Here is a 16859-nt window from a genome sequence, read left to right on the forward strand (position 1 = left end):
GGGGGGTATGGCGGGCGGGGGGGAACGGCGGGGGTCCCCCCCTAAATCCCCGCGAACGCGGGGACCCAATAGACACGTAGGGTGGATGTTTTACATCCACCGATGATGGTGGAAAACGCTTCGCGGTTTTCCACCCTACGAGATGGGGACAGAGCTGGCGGAGCGCGCGGGGTTTCCCTTGTCATCCCCGCGAATGCGGGGGCCCAGAAAAACAGCAAAACGGGTGGCTAAATTTGCGCAGGCCGTCAGACGCCAAGCCTGTCGCGCAGGCTGTAGTACCAGGCGCCCATGGCGGTGAAAGGCACGCGGAACAGGCGCCCGCCGGGGAAGGGGTAGTGCGGCAGGTCCGCGAAGGCGTCGAAGCGTTCCGCCTGGCCACGCAGCGCTTCGGCGAGAGCCTTGCCGGCGACGTGGGTGAAGGTCACGCCATGCCCGCTGCAACCTTGCGAGTAATAGATGTTGTCGCCCAGGCGACCAACCTGCGGTAGCCGCGACAGGGTCAGCAGGAAGTTGCCGGTCCAGGCGAACTCGATCTTCGCGTCCTTCAACTGAGGGAAAGTCTTCAGCATCTTCGGCCGGATGATCGCCTCGATGTTGGCTGGGTCGCGCGCGCCGTATACCACGCCACCGCCGTAGATCAGGCGCTTGTCGCCGGACAGCCGGTAATAGTCGAGCAGGTAGTTGCAGTCCTCGACGCAGTAGTCCTGCGGGAGCAGGCTGCGCGCCAGTTCCTCGCCAAGTGGCTCGGTGGTGACCACCTGGGTGCCGCAGGGCATCGACTTGGCTGCCAGCTCCGGGAGCAGGTTGCCGAGATAGGCATTGCCGGCGACCACCACGAACCTGGCCTTCACCTGGCCACGCGCCGTGTGCACGACCGGCGTGGCGCCGCGATCGATGCGGATGACCGGGGACTGTTCGTGGATGATGCCGCCCAGGGATTCGATGGCCGCGGCCTCGCCGAGGGCCAGGTTGAGCGGGTGGATATGCCCGCCGCTCATGTCCAGCATGCCGCCGATGTAGTTGTCGGTGGCCGCCACTTCGCGAATGCGCTTGGCGTCCATCAGCTCCAGTTCGCTGTGGCCGTAGCGCTCCCACAGCTTCTTCTGGGCTTCCAGGTGTTTCATCTGCTTCTTGGTGAAGGCGGCGAATACTCCGCCGTTCTTCAGGTCGCACTGGATGTCGTACTTGCTGATGCGTTCGCGAATGATGCGGCCACCTTCGAAGGCCATGTCGCCGAGCAGTTTCGCGTTCTTCGGGCTGGCGCTATGTTCGATGGTGTCGATGTCGCGGCTGTAGCTGTTGACGATCTGCCCGCCATTGCGGCCGGAGGCGCCGAAGCCGACTTTCGCCGCCTCGAGGAGGGTCACCTTGAAACCGTTCTCGAGCAGGAACAGCGCGGTGGAAAGGCCGGTATAGCCGGCGCCGACGATGCAGACGTCGGTGTGCGCTTCGCCCACCAGTTCCGGTCGGGCGGGGGCGGGATTGGCGGAGGCAGCGTAGTAGGAATGTGGGTATGGAGTGTGCGTCATTTTGCACCTTTGTTCTTTATTTTTTACGGGTGAGCCGATGCTACCTGAGATGAAATGACCAGGCTAGCCCGCGTGCAAAATATTCAACGCCAGGATGAACAGCAAAAAATCTTTTTTTTCAGTTAGTTGGAAGAAAAGTTGTTGACAGCCTCAGGCATATCCGTAGAATGCGCGTCCAACGAAGGCACATAGCTCAGTTGGTTAGAGCACCACCTTGACATGGTGGGGGTCGTTGGTTCGAGTCCAATTGTGCCTACCAAATTAAAGAAGGGTCGCATTAGCGGCCCTTTTTTATTGATGCTTGCTTGTCAGGCCCGCGGCTTTCTGGAAGCATCACGCTCTTTGCTTACCTCCAGTGACTCTGGTCCGTGACCGGTTGGCCCGCAAGGGTCCTGCCATCGTCAGGCAGGCATACCGCCGGATCGCTTCCTGGCTCATCCCAACCCATGTGACCTTTGGTAGGGGTCACCACTAGGAGAGGAGGCGCCATGCCCATCATTACTCTTCCCGACGGCAGCCAGCGTTCGTTCGATCGCCCGGTCTCCGTGCTCGAGGTCGCGCAATCCATCGGTGCCGGCCTGGCCAAGGCCACTCTGGCCGGCAAGGTCAACGGCAGGCAGGTCGACGCCTGCGACCTGATTGAAAGCGACGCGACCCTGCAGATCATTACGCCGAAGGATGAAGAGGGGCTGGAGATCATCCGCCACTCCTGCGCCCACCTGGTCGGCCATGCCGTCAAGCAGCTCTATCCGAGCGCCAAGATGGTGATCGGTCCGGTGATCGACGAGGGCTTCTACTACGACATCGCCATCGATCGCCCCTTCACGCCGGAAGACATGGCGGCGATCGAGCAGCGCATGCGCGAACTGATCGACAAGGATTACGACGTCATCAAGAGGATGACGCCGCGGGATGAAGTCATCGAAGTGTTCAAGTCGCGTGGCGAAGAATACAAGTTGCGCCTGATCGACGACATGCCGGGCGAGAAGGCCATGGGCCTGTACTACCACGAGGAATACGTGGACATGTGCCGTGGTCCGCACGTGCCGAACACGCGCTTCCTCAAGGCCTTCAAGCTGACCCGTATCTCCGGTGCCTACTGGCGCGGCGACTCGAAGAACGAGCAACTGCAGCGCATCTATGGCACCGCCTGGGCGGACAAGAAGCAACTGGCCGCCTACATCCAGCGTATCGAAGAGGCCGAGAAGCGCGATCACCGCAAGATCGGCAAGCGACTCGACCTGTTCCACACCCAGGAAGAAGCGCCGGGCATGGTGTTCTGGCACCCGAACGGCTGGACCCTCTACCAGGTGCTCGAGCAGTACATGCGCCAGGTGCAGCGCGAGAACGGCTACCTGGAGGTGAAGACCCCGCAGGTGGTGGACCGCAGCCTGTGGGAGAAATCCGGGCACTGGGCCAACTACGCCGAGAACATGTTTACCACTGAGTCGGAAAGCCGCGACTACGCGATCAAGCCGATGAACTGCCCGTGCCACGTGCAGATCTTCAACCAGGGGCTGAAGAGCTATCGCGAGCTGCCCCTGCGCCTGGCCGAATTCGGCGCCTGCCACCGCAACGAGCCGTCCGGCGCGCTGCATGGCATCATGCGCGTACGTGGCTTCACCCAGGACGATGCGCACATCTTCTGTACCGAAGATCAGATGCAGGCCGAGTCCGCCGCGTTCATCAAGCTGACCCAGGATGTCTACAGCGACTTCGGCTTCACCGATATCCAGCTCAAGCTGTCGACTCGGCCCGACAAGCGCGTCGGTTCCGACGACCTGTGGGATCGCGCCGAGTCGGCGTTGGCGGCCGCGCTGGAAAGCGCCGGTCTGCCCTATGATCTGCAACCGGGCGAGGGCGCTTTCTACGGGCCGAAGATCGAATTCTCCCTGAAGGACTGCCTGGGGCGGGTCTGGCAGTGCGGTACACTGCAGTTGGACTTCAACCTGCCGGTCCGTCTCGGTGCGGAATATGTCGGCGAGGACAACAGTCGCAAGCACCCGGTGATGCTGCACCGTGCGATCCTCGGTTCCTTCGAGCGTTTCATCGGCATGCTGATCGAGCACTACGAGGGGGCTTTCCCGGCCTGGCTGGCGCCGACCCAGGCGGTGGTGATGAATATCACCGACAAACAGGCCGAATTCGCCCTCGAGGTCGAGAAAACCCTTAACGGAAGCGGGTTCCGTGCCAAGTCCGACTTGAGAAACGAAAAGATCGGCTTTAAAATCCGCGAGCATACTTTGCTCAAGGTTCCCTATCTCTTGGTTATTGGAGATCGGGAGGTTGAGACACGATCCGTTGCTGTGCGTACCCGCGAAGGCGTCGATCTGGGCTCCATGCCCTTGGACCAGTTCGCTGAACAGCTCAAGCAAGCGGTTTCCCGGCGTGGTCGCCAAGATTCGGAGTAATCATTATTAAGCGTGAAATGAGACAAGATAAGCGAGCTGCACCCAAGGCCCCGATTAACGAGAATATCTCGGCTCGAGAGGTGCGACTGATTGGTGCAGACGGCCAGCAGGTTGGCATCGTCTCGATCGATGAAGCGCTACGCGCTGCTGAAGAGGCCAAGCTCGACTTGGTAGAAATCTCCGCCGATGCGGTCCCGCCGGTTTGCCGGATCATGGACTACGGCAAGCACCTCTTCGAGAAGAAGAAGCAGGCTGCCGCGGCGAAGAAGAATCAGAAGCAGGTGCAGATCAAAGAAATCAAGTTTCGTCCAGGGACGGAAGAAGGGGATTACCAGGTAAAACTACGCAACCTGGTACGTTTCCTTAATGAAGGGGACAAGGCCAAGGTATCCTTGCGATTCCGCGGTCGTGAGATGGCTCACCAGGAGCTGGGCATGGAGCTGTTGAAGCGGGTCGAAGCCGACCTCGCCGAATACGGCACTGTCGAACAGCATCCCAAGCTGGAAGGACGCCAGCTGATGATGGTCATCGCTCCCAAGAAGCGTAAATAGCCTCCCGGGCACTGGCAGGCCTGATGGTTATCAGTTGTTAATGAATGCGGAGTACTAAACATGCCAAAGATGAAAACCAAGAGTGGCGCTGCGAAGCGCTTCAAGAAGACTGCTGGTGGCCTCAAGCACAAGCACGCCTTCAAGAGCCACATCCTCACCAAGATGACCACCAAGCGTAAACGTCAGCTGCGCGGCACTTCGCTGCTGAGCCCGTCTGATGTTCGTCGTGTAGAACGCTCGCTGCGTCTGCGTTGATTTCTGGTTAAGAGGATTAAGTCATGGCTCGTGTTAAGCGTGGCGTCATCGCCCGTGCTCGTCACAAGAAAATTCTGAAGCTCGCCAAAGGCTACTACGGTGCGCGTTCGCGCGTGTTCCGTGTTGCCAAGCAAGCGGTGATCAAGGCTGGCCAGTATGCCTACCGTGACCGTCGTCAGCGCAAGCGTCAGTTCCGTGCTCTGTGGATCGCCCGTATCAACGCTGGTGCTCGTCAGAACGGCCTGTCCTACAGCCGTCTGATCGCCGGCCTGAAAAAGGCATCCGTCGAGATCGATCGCAAGGTTCTGGCCGATCTGGCAGTGAACGAAAAAGCGGCGTTTGCTGCGATTGTCGAGAAAGCGAAAGCCGTCCTGGCTTAAGTCCCCGACAATCACCGGGCTTGCCCGGTGCTGAACGTCACCAATAGGGGAAGAGCCTTCGTGCTCTTCCCCTATTTCGTATCTGGAGTCCGTACATGGAAAACCTGGATGCGCTGGTCTCGCAAGCGCTTGAGGCCGTGCAACATACCGAAGACGTCAATGCCCTGGAGCAGATCCGGGTCCACTATCTCGGCAAGAAGGGCGAGTTGACCCAGGTGATGAAGACCCTGGGCGATCTGCCGGCCGAAGAGCGGCCGAAGGTTGGCGCGCTGATCAACGTGGCCAAGGAGCGTGTGCAGGATGCCCTGAATACCCGCAAGGCGGTTCTGGAACAGGCAGCGCTGAGCGCCAAGCTGGTGGCCGAGCGCATCGACGTCACCCTGCCGGGGCGCGGCCAGGTTTCCGGCGGCCTGCATCCGGTGACCCGCACCCTGGAGCGGGTCGAGCAGTTCTTCACGCATATCGGCTACAGCGTCGCCGAAGGACCGGAAGTCGAGGACGACTACCACAACTTCGAGGCCCTCAACATCCCCGGCCACCACCCGGCGCGGGCGATGCACGACACTTTCTACTTCAACGCGAACATGTTGCTGCGCACCCATACCTCGCCGGTCCAGGTGCGCACCATGGAATCGCAGCAGCCGCCGATCCGTATCGTTTGCCCGGGTCGCGTGTATCGCTGCGACTCCGATATCACCCACTCGCCGATGTTCCATCAGGTCGAGGGTCTGCTGGTCGACGAGGGCATCAGTTTCGCCGACCTCAAGGGCACCATCGAGGAGTTCCTGCGGGTGTTCTTCGAGAAGCCGCTGGGCGTGCGTTTCCGTCCGTCCTTCTTCCCGTTCACCGAGCCGTCGGCCGAGGTCGACATGCAGTGCGTGATGTGCAGTGGCAAGGGTTGCCGGGTCTGCAAGCAGACCGGTTGGCTCGAAGTGATGGGCTGCGGCATGGTGCACCCGAACGTGCTGCGCATGTCCGGCATCGATCCGGAGAAGTATTCGGGCTTCGCTTTCGGCATGGGTGTCGAGCGCCTGGCGATGTTGCGCTATGGCGTCAACGACTTGCGCCTGTTCTTCGATAACGACCTGCGATTCCTGGCGCAATTCCGCTAGAGCCGCACGACCGTAACCGAATCGATTAGGAGAGCAGGATGAAATTCAGTGAACAATGGCTGCGGAGCTGGGTGAATCCGCAGGTTTCCCGCGACGAGCTGGTTGCTCGTCTGTCCATGGTCGGCCTGGAGGTCGACAGCGTTACCCCGGCGGCTGGCGTGTTTTCCGGCGTGGTGGTGGGCGAGGTGTTGAGCACCGAGCAGCACCCCGATGCGGACAAGCTGCGTGTTTGCCAGGTTTCCAACGGCCGCGAGAGTTTCCAGGTGGTCTGTGGTGCGCCCAACGTGCGCCCCGGTCTGAAGATCCCCTTCGCGATGATCGGTGCCGAACTGCCGGGCGACTTCAAGATCAAGAAGGCCAAGCTGCGTGGCGTCGAGTCCAACGGTATGCTGTGCTCGGCCTCCGAGCTACAGATCAGCGACGATAATAGCGGCCTGATGGAACTGGCCGGCGATGCACCGGTGGGTGAGGACATCCGCATTTACCTGGGGCTGGACGATGCCAGCATCGAACTGGGCCTGACCCCCAACCGTGGCGACTGCCTGTCCCTGGCCGGTCTTGCCCGCGAAGTCGGTGCCATCTATGCCGTGCCGGTCTCGCCGGTTGTCACCGCGCCTGTCGCTGCGAGTCATGACGAAGTGCGTCCGGTCGAAGTGCTGGCGCCCAAGGCGTGCCCGCGCTACCTCGGCCGGGTGATCCGTAATGTCGACCTGTCCAGGCCGACGCCGTTGTGGATGGTCGAGCGCCTGCGTCGTTCGGATATTCGCAGCATCGATGCCGCGGTGGACATCACCAACTACGTGATGCTCGAACTGGGCCAGCCCATGCACGCCTTCGATCTCGCCGAGATCAGCGGCGGCATCCGTGTTCGCATGGCGGAGGAGGGTGAGAAGCTGGTCCTGCTGGACGGCCAGGAAGTCAGCCTGCGCTCCGATACCCTGGTCATCGCCGACCACCAGCGCGCCCTGGCCATCGCTGGTGTGATGGGCGGCGAGCACAGCGGTGTGAGCGACAAGACTCGCGACCTGTTCCTGGAAAGCGCCTTCTTCGACACCATCGCGATCGCCGGCAAGGCCCGTTCCTATGGCCTGCACACCGACTCTTCACACCGTTTCGAGCGTGGCGTGGACTCGCAGTTGGCGCGTACTGCCATGGAGCGCGCCACTGCGCTGCTGCTGGAAATCGTTGGCGGCGAAGCCGGCCCGATTGTCGAAGCGGTCAGCGAGTCCGACCTGCCTAAGGTGGCGCCGATCACCCTGCGCGCCGAGCGCATCAGCCAGATGCTGGGCATGGACATGGAGGCGGCGGAAGTCGAGCGCCTGCTGTCCGCACTGGGCCTGGGCGTCAACGCTCAGGGAGCTGGACTCTGGCAGGTCAGCGTGCCTAGCCACCGCTTCGACATCAGCCTGGAAGTCGACCTGATCGAAGAGCTGGGCCGCCTGTACGGCTACAACCGTCTGCCGGTGCGCTATCCCCAGGCTCGCCTGGCGCCGAAGACCAGGGCAGAAGCCCGTGCCGAGTTGCCTGCGCTGCGCCGTCTGCTGGTGGCCAGAGGCTATCAGGAAGCGATCACCTACAGCTTCATCGATCCGAAACTGTTTGCACTGTTCACGCCGGGCGTCGAGCCGTTGCAACTGGCCAACCCGATCTCCGCCGACATGGCGGCAATGCGCTCCTCGTTGTGGCCGGGCCTGGTCAAGGCGCTGCAGCACAATCTGAATCGCCAGCAATCGCGTGTGCGTCTGTTCGAGAGCGGCCTGCGCTTCGTCGGCCAACTGCCGGGGCTGAAGCAGGAAGCCATGCTGGCCGGTGTGATCAGCGGTGGTCGCTTGCCGGAAGGCTGGGCGCACGGCCGCGAAAACGTCGACTTCTACGACCTGAAAGCCGACGTCGAAGCCCTGCTGGGCTATGCCGGTGCACCGGAATCCTTCAGCTTCGTGCCGGGCGAGCATCCAGCCCTGCATCCGGGCCAGACCGCGCGGGTCGAGCGGGAAGGGCGGTTGGTAGGCTTCATCGGCGCCATTCATCCCGAACTGGCAAAGACGCTCGATCTGGAACAGCCCGTGTTTCTCTTCGAACTGGTGCTTGCGGAAATCGCCGAAGGGCGCATGCCAGCGTTCAGTGAATTGTCACGCTTCCCGGAAGTACGTCGGGACCTAGCCATTCTGGTCGATCGCGATGTGGCGGCCGAAGCGGTACTGGAAACGATCCGCAGCAGCGCCGGCGAGTGGCTGACAGAGCTCAGGCTGTTTGATGTGTATCACGGTAAAGGCATTGATCCGCATAGAAAAAGCCTTGCCGTCGGCTTGACCTGGCAACATCCATCGCGCACTCTTAATGACGATGAGGTGAGCAGTACAACTCAAAACATCCTTGCCTCGCTGGAAGAAAGGTTCAATGCCACGTTAAGGAAATAGCGTATGGGGGCTCTGACGAAAGCGGAAATGGCTGAACGTCTGTACGAAGAGCTGGGCCTGAACAAACGGGAGGCCAAGGAGTTGGTCGAACTGTTTTTCGAGGAAATCCGTCAGGCGCTTGAGCTCAACGAACAGGTCAAGTTGTCTGGTTTCGGCAATTTCGATTTGCGCGACAAACGTCAGCGCCCCGGTCGCAACCCCAAAACGGGGGAGGAGATCCCGATCACGGCACGCCGTGTGGTGACCTTTCGTCCAGGGCAGAAACTGAAGGCGAGAGTCGAAGCTTATGCTGGAACCAAGTCATAACGACGAACTGCCGCCGATCCCTGGCAAACGCTATTTCACCATTGGTGAAGTCAGCGACCTGTGCGCGGTCAAGCCCCACGTCCTGCGTTACTGGGAGCAGGAATTCACCCAGCTCAATCCGGTCAAGCGTCGCGGCAACCGACGCTACTACCAGCGCCAGGACGTGCTGATGATCCGCCAGATCAGGTCCCTGCTCTATGACCAGGGCTTCACCATCGGCGGCGCCCGCCAGCGCCTGTCCAGCGATGAGGCCAAGGACGACACCACCCAGTACAAGCAGCTCATCCGCCAGATGATCGTCGAGCTGGAAGATGTCCTGCATGTCTTGCGCAAATAGTGTGCCTCAGAAAAAACTTCCATATTTCATAAGCTTAATATATAGTGCGATCCGCTTTCAGGGCTTCCCCCGAAAGCGGATAGAGTTGTCGGGGCGTAGCGCAGCCTGGTAGCGCACTTGCATGGGGTGCAAGGGGTCGAGTGTTCGAATCACTCCGTCCCGACCATATACCTCAACGACTTAGGCCAGTTCGGTAACGACTGGCCTTTTTCGTTTCAGGGACTTTTGCGGGACTTTTCATCCTGCCTTCCTCCTCAGTATCGTCAGTGCCGGCCCTCGCGAGTCCGTCGCCGATATCTTGTTGGCCTCATCGATCAGTTTTCCCAGCTCCGCCGCCGAGTAGTGACTGGTGATGCTGCCGCTCTTGTGGCCCAGCAGGGCCCGCCGGTCTTCTTCGGTAACACCGGCCGCCCGGAGCCTTCTTCCGAAGGTGTGCTTCAGGTCGTGCACGCGGATCGAGGCGAATCCCTTCGGCGCCGGTCTCAGGAAGCGTTCCTGGTACTTCTTCGCCGCCCTGACCCGCGCCTTCTTCCAGGCGGAATCGTTCATCCGATGAACCGGTGTCGCCTTGCCGTTCCTGTCGGGCATCCCATACGGGAATACCCAGACCGGATCCAGGCCACGCTGCCCCTCGATGACCGACTTGGCCACCGTATTCAGCACGACCAGTCGTTCCTCTCCGTTCTTCACGCCCGATCCCTTGTCCCTGCCTCCAAAGTCCGAAGGAATCAGGAACACGCTGGTGTCCAGCTCCGGTACCGGGATCTCCCAGTCCCACCTCAGCTTGACCACTTCCTGCTCCCGAGAGCCGCAGTTGACCTTGTAGAGCGCCATTCGGCGCAGGTGGTCCGGCAGTTCCGAGAACAGCAGCGACTGTTCTTCCCACGAAAGCGGGTAGGGCGTCCGCCTCGATCGCTTCTCGTCCAGCTTGCTGATCATCGGCACCGTGTCCAACCAGGGTCGTTTCTCTTCATCGCGCCATTTCCGGGCGCACAGGTTGAGAACGCGGATGACCTTCTCCAGGGCGATGTTCACCGTCCTTGGGGCTACACCGGGTTTCACCTTGCCCGTCGAAGTCCTGCCGGGCTTCTGCTTGTCCCTGATGTAGGGAGCAAGCGATTCGTCATCGACATGCGTGAGTGGCAGGTCGCCGATGTAGGGATCCAACTGCTCGAGGTAGATGGCGGCCAGGCCGATCGACGGCATGTCCTTGTACTCCACCAGGTAGCGGGTCGCGGCTTCACGCCAGCTCCTGATCCGGCGAATACCGTAGACCTTCTCCTCTCGCAGCTTCTCCAGCCGGTGTATCAGGTACTGCTCTGCTTCCTCCCGGTTGCCTGTTCCAGTGCTTTCTTGAAGTCGCTGACCTCTGACGACCTTGTCGACATGCCAGATTCCATTTCTCTGGTAGAGGCCTGTGATGGTTTTTCGCGCCATGGTTTTTCTCCTTGGCGCTCGCTGCGGGATCGATCTTGTCCCCCGGCACCGTTCTTTTCAATAACCGTTCGTTCGATATAGTCGTCCGCCCAGGCGTCCAGTTCTTCGCGATCAAAGCCGATGCCTTGCCGGCCTATGCGGAATTCGCGGACATGGGGGCGCACGGTCCTGTTGAATTCGTCCCGGCACATCCCGAGATACGCGGGGGCTGCCCCGGCACGGATAACGCGCGGCGGGCAGGAGAGGCGCTTGGACTGGGGTTGCTGGCTGGCGTCTGGCATGGCATCTGCGCTCCTGGCATGACGCTGTCATGCTCGACGGAGGCCTGGCGCAGGGGCAACCCGCTGTGGCGGGTTGCTGCGTGTCCGGGCGTAGGTTCATCGGGAAGGCAGGTGCCGATGCCATATGGGAATTGAGCGACAGGAGGATGGTTGGTGAAGTCAGTTCCGCCGGAGGCTACGGATCGCGGTGATCCTCCCGGCCAGGTGTCCCGGGAGGCGCTCTACGACGAGGTATGGCGTAACCCGATGCTCAGGGTGGCCGAGCGCTACAGGGTTTCGTCGAGCTTCATGGCGAGGGTCTGCGACAGCATGAACGTCCCGCGCCCGCCGCGGGGTCACTGGGCCAAGCTCGAGCATGGCAAGCCAAGCCCTCAGGCGCCCTTGCCCGATGCGCGTCCGGGAGATCGTCTGATATGGCGGCGGGGCGATGCCCCAGGACCCGTGAGATACCCGCTTCCCAAGCCGCCGGAACGCCAGGTTGGCCATCCGCGACCACGCATTTCGCGCTCGGCGCGCCATCCCCTGGTCAGCGGTGTACGCGATCTCTTTACCAAGGGAAAGGTGATCGACAGTGGCTACCTGAAGCCCTCGCAGCGACGCCTGGTGGACGTGGTGGTATCGGAGTCAATGCTCGACGACGCGCTGGATACGGCCAATGCTCTTTTCCTCCGGTTGGAGGCCGCCGGATACCGGGTCATGCTGGCGCCGAGCGATCGTACCTATTCGCGTGCCTCTGTCGATGAAAGGGAGACGCCCGGGAAGACGGCCAACAAGCGCTATCCGAGCCTCTGGCATCCGTCCAGGGCGACGGTCGTCTTCGTGGGCTCCGTCTCCATCGGCCTGACCCTTTTCGAGATGACCGAGCAGCTGGAGGCGCGGTACGTCGACGGGGAATACATCCCTCTTGCCAGGTTGCCGGCTGCCGAGCGACGCCGTCCGCTCCCCAGCTGGAGTTGGACCACGCAGATGCCGTTCGCCAGTGGTCGACTCTGCCTGCAGGCGTTCAGCCCCTATCCGGTGGCCGATTGGGTGTACCGCTGGCCGGAGGCCAAGGCGCGAGCGCTCCGTGGGCAGGTGGGTGAGATAGTCGAGTACCTGACAAATGCGGCCACCACGATCGCCAGCCTGGTCGAGGAGGGGGAGCGTCAGGCCGAGATCCGGAGGCTGGAATGGCAGGAAGAGCGACGCCGACTGGAGGAGCGTTGGGAGCGGGAGCGGCAAGAGAAGGCCAGGGCCGCCGCCAGGCAAGACCTGCTCGAGGCCATCCGTGCCTGGTATGACATCCGGCGGATACAGGCGTTCTTCCGCGAGGCGGAGGACGAAGCCTTGTCGCGCACGAGAGAGGAGAAAGGCGCGCTGCTGGGGCGACTGGCCATGGCAAGGGAGCTTGTCGGAGAGGTGGACGCGCTCGACATGTTGATGAAATGGCGGGGACCGGAAGAGCGGTGAACCAGGCGAGTCCCGGGCGCCATGTGGGAACGTTTCTCGTGGCTCTGGTTTTAGTCACTCAAGGTGACTGATTTTTGTATTCCATAAACTGAATAGTGTTTGCATGCGGTTTATCTTATCTATAGTTTAGTCACTATGAGTGATCAGAACCCTGGAAAGATAAACCGGCTTCTGGCGAGCCTTGGCGATTCGACGCTGGTTACCAGCCGTTGGCTGCGTGAGCATGGCTATGCCAGCAACCTGGTCGCCCGCTATGTAGCCAGCGGCTGGCTGGAGTCGCCAGCCCGTGGCGTCTACCTCCGTAAAGGGGGGCGCCTGTCATGGCAGGGCGTGTTGCGGGCCTTGCAGGTTGGCGAAGGGCTGCCATTGCATGTGGGGGGCCGTTTTGCGCTGGCGTGGCGTGGTCATGAACACTATCTGCGCCTGGGGACTTCGGCGACCGTGACGCTCTATGGCCCGGAGCGCCCCCCCGGATGGGTGGGCAGTCTGCCGCTCAAGGAGCGCGTCGTCGGGTGCGGCAAGGGGCCTTTCGATTTCCCAGTGCTGTGTTTCTCCACAGAGGCGACGGACGACGCACTGCGCGAGAGGGGGCTTGAGCGCCTTTCCCACGACAGCGAGGCGGATGGATTGGTGTTCGCCACACCGGAGCGGGCGATGCTGGAGCTGTGTGATGCTCCAGCGGATGCCGCCCTGGTCTACGAGGCGGACGCCCTCATGCAGGGTATGGCCAACCTGCGTCCCAGGCGGGTAGAAACGCTGCTGCGGCATTGCTTCAGCATCAAGGCCAAGCGCCTGTTCCTGGCGCTGGCGGAGCGCCATGGCCACGCTTGGCTGCCCCATGTTTCCCTGGAGGGTGTCGACCTCGGGCGGGGCAAACGCTCCCTGGTGCCCGGCGGCCGCCTGCATCCGACTTACCACATCACCTTGCCGGCGGATCTGGATGAACAACTGGGATAGACGCTACACGGACCGGGTAAAGTTGCTGGTGGAAATCCTGCCACTACTGGCCCGGGAGCCTGGTTTCGCGCTCAAGGGCGGAACGGCCATTAACCTCTTCGAGCATGACCTGCCACGATTGTCTGTCGACATCGACCTGACCTGGCTGCCGGTGCAGGACTATGCCCACGACGTACAGCAGATCGAGGCGGCCCTTGGACGGCTTGCCGAGTCCCTGAGGGGAGCGCCACTCCGCCTGCAGGTACAGACCTCGGCGGCGGAGGGCGCCCGGGCGGTAACCCGGTTGATTGCCAGTCGTGGACGGGCCCGCGTGCAGATCGAGACAACCCCGGTCATGCGTGGCACCGTGCATCCGGTTCGGCGGATGCAGGTGAGTTCCCGGGTGGAGGAGGTATTCGGTTTCGCCTCTGCACAGGTGCTGGATTTCGCAGATCTCTATGCCGGCAAGATGGCGGCGGCGCTCTCCCGGCAGCATCCGCGGGACCTGTTCGACCTGGGGGCGATGCTGGCGGACGAGAGGGCCGACGAGCGCCTGTGGCGGACCTTCTTGGTCTACCTGACCTGCAGTCCCAAGCCAGCCTGGGAGATGTTGGAACCGGGTGAGCCTCAAGGCTTCGAGGAAACCTTCAGCGCCCATTTCGATGGGATGACTGCGGAGCCGACGAGCGTTGGCGAGTTGTTGGAGAACCGTGCGCGATTGCTGTCTCGTATTGCTGGCTGGCTTGATGCGCCTTCCCGGGCCTTTCTTGAATCGGTTGAGCGTGAGTCTCCCGACTTCCGACTGATTGGTTTACCCCATGCAGCAAAACTGCCGGGTGTCAGGCGCAAGCTGCAGAACCTGGCCTCTCGCTCCAAGCGCAAGCGGGAGGAGGATCTTCGCCAGTTGCTCGAGACCTTGGCGCGGATACGATAGGTTGGTTCCGCGTTTGCCTTTATGGCGAGGGTGGTCTCCTACAGTTATACCTGATCGGCAGCAACCGGTCTTCAGTAACTGATGGGAGCCGGCAGAAACCGGCTAAGAATGGACGATTGGGGAGGGGGCAACTTCATGGAATGCACGTCCGCAGCAGATCGTGGATGGCATCGGTAGCAGTACCTTCTGTACTGGTCCGCGCGGGAGGGTAGTATTGCATGGCACCGACTGGTACGAAGAGCTATCGCCGGTCATTGGGAGAAGGCTGGCATCTTGGTCAAATGTTGAGACTACTCGCAGACGGCAGAGTCATAATTGTTCCGTATTTTTGGCATTACGTTTGAGTAACCAGGAGGAGCCTATGTTGATTCAAAAGCCCAAGCGCCCGTACCTAACAGAAGAATTCATCGGAACTGGTGATGGGTGTGGGATATTTATCCCAGCAAACAAGGCGCTCTATGCCTTTGTGAAGGACAATCCCAGTCACTCTGATCGGGCACAGGTGGCCTCAAAGGCACTGATCATTGGGCGATCTCTAGCCGTCTCTGTTGAGCGAAGAGGCGTGGAGAGCCACGAGTACAAAAATTCTACAGCGGATTTTTATGAGCGACTGGCCAGTTCAATTTGCGAGTCCGATGTAGAGATTGAAGCAGGGCTACTGCCTGTAGGGGAGCGACTTACTCCATACTCGAGTGGTGCTGTCGTCAAGGTACATTCTTGGCTTTGCGACTCTATTAGCATCGTCACGGGGGGGGATTCGAGCAGTTTCGCATCAAAATATCTGCATTTCCATTACCCAACGCTATTTCCAATAATGGATTCGAGAGCTAGAACAGCCTTAAGCTGGGTTGCAGATGAAGAGTCGTTGGTGTTCGCGCCGACAGTTGTCGGGACATCTAAGGACTACAGGCTATACGTCAGCTTTTATCTTGAGGTGAGAGGTATATTCGAAGAGGAACTGGGTAGAGAACTTAGCCTTCGACAGGTGGACAATATTTTGCTCAATAGGTACGAACACGGAGTGTGATAGCTTTTATCTATAAGGCCCGTATCTCACTTGCATTCGCGGGGTATGAGTGTTGATGTGTGGTTTGTCCTGACTTGAGTAAAGTAGAAGGTGAGTTCTAGTATGAAGACCACAGTTCCATTTTGGTCTGTTGATGAGTTTTTGTACTGGTTTATGCCGGGGCGTGAGAGTTTTGTTTGCTCTTCGGAAGGAGTGTCACGTGTTTCTGGTTTTCTAGATGCCTATATTTTATACGATCAGGTGGTTTTGCCCGAGCGCTATAAGGGCGAGGGAGTGATTAGGGCGCTGGATCCAAGTGAGGATGTATTCGAGTTTGTTACCTCGGATTCCTTGGTTAACTCGGATAGCCTCGCGCAGGGTTTGACTGTCGATTTTTCATTAGATTATTCCAATTTTTCGGATTTGCAGAAGGATGAATTCAAGTGGTTTTCCCAGCATTTGGGTTACGCGAGTAAGGCAGACTATGAATCTATAAGGGAGGGAGCTATCTCATTTACCCTTTTAAGGCTTTGGCAGATATCTCTTGTTAGTGAAATTGCAGAGTTGACAGATAGCACAGTCATCCTCCCATTGTCTCTTCAAGGGATTGATACTTCTGTAACGAAGGTGGTTCCTTTCCATGTGAAAAAGCTTGATGAACTGAATTCGCACTTTCAGGGTACTATTAGGTCGATCTCTATGGTTGAGGGAAATATTTTCTCTGATTATATCAAGAATGTACCGCCATTTTTGGCCTTGCTTATTGACCAGGCACCTTCTAGAGAGTATGCAATTGAGACTTTGGTTCAGTTTCGAAGAGACTACGGTGCACTTAGGCAACAGAGTGTTAGTTTTTGTCGCGAATTTCAGAGTGCATCTACGCTTAGGAATAAAAAATTGGTTGTCGATGAGTGGAATACTTTGTGGGATACTCTTCTAAAAGGCGACTTTCAGAAGCCTGTTCTCTTGAGAAGAAAAGTCTCGTCGGCAGATATGGTTAAAGCTATAGTTGATCCAAGTATTTCTTTAGGGGTGTCAGCCTTCATTAAGGCTTTCCTTGAATATAGAATTGAGACCAAAGCGTATAGTAAATTTAGAGTTTATAGTGATCTCTATAATGAGTTAGACGTCATTTCAGGTACGCGGGATAAGCTTAGGGATAAGTTTTTGGTGGACTTTGCGAATGTGCTTGATGGCTAGGTCTTGCTGTGGGTGTTTTGCCCGGATTTATTTATTTGAACGTAGAAAACCACGTCCTTAGGACGTGGTCATGAGTAACCGGTTCGGCCTGTTACGACTAGCGATGTCATAGGCTGGCGATGAAGGTGGGCAGTGGGAGGCTTGAAACGTGCTGGTGCCTGAAAGGTGAGTGAGGAGCCTTTGTGAATGGGCACGGCGTTGCAGGATTCGGTAGCCCGGATGAAATCCGGGGATTGGCTAGGGGCTCGGTCTGCGTCTGGGGAACGGTTAGCCAGCCTTCTCCGAGGGCCGGCAATTTCCCCCCTTCTAGGGGGGCCA

General features: G+C 59.5%; 16 protein-coding genes and 2 tRNA genes. 15 read left to right on the forward strand and 3 right to left on the reverse strand.

Translation table 11 applies throughout. The annotated features are described in order from the left end of the window. Nucleotides 1–245 precede the first annotated feature (245 nt). Nucleotides 246–1529: an NAD(P)/FAD-dependent oxidoreductase gene (locus tag PSEWESI4_RS21020; protein ID WP_187673182.1), complete on the reverse strand. Its 1284-nt coding sequence runs from the start codon at nucleotides 1527–1529 to the stop codon at nucleotides 246–248. A gap of 182 nt (nucleotides 1530–1711) precedes the next feature. On the opposite strand from PSEWESI4_RS21020, the gene PSEWESI4_RS21025 reads away from it, so the two are divergent. The 10 genes from PSEWESI4_RS21025 to PSEWESI4_RS21070 all read left to right on the forward strand — a co-directional run bounded on the left by PSEWESI4_RS21025 (nucleotide 1712) and on the right by PSEWESI4_RS21070 (nucleotide 9464). Beyond that, nucleotides 1712–1788 (forward strand) — tRNA-Val (locus PSEWESI4_RS21025). A gap of 229 nt (nucleotides 1789–2017) precedes the next feature. Further along, complete coding sequence (gene thrS, locus PSEWESI4_RS21030; protein ID WP_187673183.1) at nucleotides 2018–3940, forward strand: threonine--tRNA ligase; 1923 nt, start codon at nucleotides 2018–2020, stop codon at nucleotides 3938–3940. Beyond that, entirely contained in the window at nucleotides 3940–4491 is a 552-nt protein-coding gene (infC, locus tag PSEWESI4_RS21035; RefSeq protein WP_187673462.1) for a translation initiation factor IF-3, read from the forward strand. Before thrS ends, infC begins: the two co-directional genes overlap by 1 nt. A 60-nt stretch (nucleotides 4492–4551) precedes the next feature. Beyond that, entirely contained in the window at nucleotides 4552–4746 is a 195-nt protein-coding gene (gene rpmI / locus PSEWESI4_RS21040) for a 50S ribosomal protein L35 (RefSeq protein ID WP_187673184.1), read from the forward strand. A 23-nt stretch (nucleotides 4747–4769) separates the two neighbouring features. After that, on the forward strand, nucleotides 4770–5126 hold the full coding sequence (gene rplT, locus PSEWESI4_RS21045) for a 50S ribosomal protein L20 (RefSeq protein WP_187673185.1): 357 nt from the start codon (nucleotides 4770–4772) through the stop codon (nucleotides 5124–5126). A gap of 95 nt (nucleotides 5127–5221) precedes the next feature. Further along, nucleotides 5222–6238 carry a phenylalanine--tRNA ligase subunit alpha gene (gene pheS / locus PSEWESI4_RS21050; protein ID WP_187673186.1) on the forward strand — a complete coding sequence of 339 codons (1017 nt, stop codon included), beginning with the start codon at nucleotides 5222–5224 and terminating at the stop codon, nucleotides 6236–6238. A 38-nt stretch (nucleotides 6239–6276) separates the two neighbouring features. Beyond that, a complete protein-coding gene (gene pheT / locus PSEWESI4_RS21055) occupies nucleotides 6277–8655 on the forward strand; it encodes a phenylalanine--tRNA ligase subunit beta (RefSeq protein WP_187673187.1) in 2379 nt (792 codons plus the stop codon). A 3-nt stretch (nucleotides 8656–8658) separates the two neighbouring features. Beyond that, nucleotides 8659–8961, forward strand: coding sequence for an integration host factor subunit alpha (gene ihfA, locus PSEWESI4_RS21060; RefSeq protein ID WP_003243414.1), 303 nt, complete (start codon nucleotides 8659–8661; stop codon nucleotides 8959–8961). Further along, nucleotides 8942–9298, forward strand: a complete 357-nt coding sequence (locus PSEWESI4_RS21065; RefSeq protein WP_187673188.1) for a MerR family transcriptional regulator — start codon at nucleotides 8942–8944, stop codon at nucleotides 9296–9298. The genes ihfA and PSEWESI4_RS21065 overlap by 20 nt, the downstream gene beginning before the upstream one ends. Before the next feature lie 89 nt (nucleotides 9299–9387). Continuing rightward, nucleotides 9388–9464 (forward strand) — tRNA-Pro (locus tag PSEWESI4_RS21070). A 71-nt stretch (nucleotides 9465–9535) separates the two neighbouring features. Here the strand turns inward: PSEWESI4_RS21070 and PSEWESI4_RS21075 are convergent. Both PSEWESI4_RS21075 and PSEWESI4_RS25230 read right to left on the reverse strand, forming a co-directional pair. Continuing rightward, nucleotides 9536–10720 carry a tyrosine-type recombinase/integrase gene (locus PSEWESI4_RS21075; RefSeq protein ID WP_235978990.1) on the reverse strand — a complete coding sequence of 395 codons (1185 nt, stop codon included), beginning with the start codon at nucleotides 10718–10720 and terminating at the stop codon, nucleotides 9536–9538. Further along, on the reverse strand, nucleotides 10606–11016 hold the full coding sequence (locus tag PSEWESI4_RS25230; protein ID WP_235978978.1) for a hypothetical protein: 411 nt from the start codon (nucleotides 11014–11016) through the stop codon (nucleotides 10606–10608). The genes PSEWESI4_RS21075 and PSEWESI4_RS25230 overlap by 115 nt, the downstream gene beginning before the upstream one ends. 153 nt (nucleotides 11017–11169) lie before the next feature. Here PSEWESI4_RS25230 and PSEWESI4_RS21080 point away from each other — a divergent pair, with 153 nt between their 5' ends. The 5 genes from PSEWESI4_RS21080 (at nucleotide 11170) to PSEWESI4_RS21100 (ending at nucleotide 16541) form a co-directional block, all read left to right on the forward strand. Beyond that, nucleotides 11170–12465, forward strand: coding sequence for a hypothetical protein (locus PSEWESI4_RS21080; protein ID WP_235978979.1), 1296 nt, complete (start codon nucleotides 11170–11172; stop codon nucleotides 12463–12465). Nucleotides 12466–12600: 135 nt separating this feature from the next. Next, nucleotides 12601–13422 (forward strand): type IV toxin-antitoxin system AbiEi family antitoxin domain-containing protein, encoded by an 822-nt coding sequence (locus PSEWESI4_RS21085; protein WP_187673190.1) that lies wholly within the window; start codon nucleotides 12601–12603, stop codon nucleotides 13420–13422. Beyond that, the gene (locus tag PSEWESI4_RS21090; protein ID WP_187673191.1) at nucleotides 13406–14335 is read left to right on the forward strand and encodes a nucleotidyl transferase AbiEii/AbiGii toxin family protein; all 930 of its coding nucleotides are present in this window, start codon (nucleotides 13406–13408) and stop codon (nucleotides 14333–14335) included. Before PSEWESI4_RS21085 ends, PSEWESI4_RS21090 begins: the two co-directional genes overlap by 17 nt. 361 nt (nucleotides 14336–14696) lie before the next feature. Next, the gene (locus tag PSEWESI4_RS21095; protein WP_187673192.1) at nucleotides 14697–15362 is read left to right on the forward strand and encodes a hypothetical protein; all 666 of its coding nucleotides are present in this window, start codon (nucleotides 14697–14699) and stop codon (nucleotides 15360–15362) included. Nucleotides 15363–15464: 102 nt separating this feature from the next. Continuing rightward, complete coding sequence (locus PSEWESI4_RS21100; RefSeq protein ID WP_187673193.1) at nucleotides 15465–16541, forward strand: hypothetical protein; 1077 nt, start codon at nucleotides 15465–15467, stop codon at nucleotides 16539–16541. The last annotated feature ends 318 nt before the right edge of the window (nucleotides 16542–16859 follow it).

The sequence above is a fragment of the Zestomonas carbonaria genome (assembly GCF_904061905.1).
Taxonomy (GTDB): domain Bacteria; phylum Pseudomonadota; class Gammaproteobacteria; order Pseudomonadales; family Pseudomonadaceae; genus Aquipseudomonas; species Aquipseudomonas carbonaria.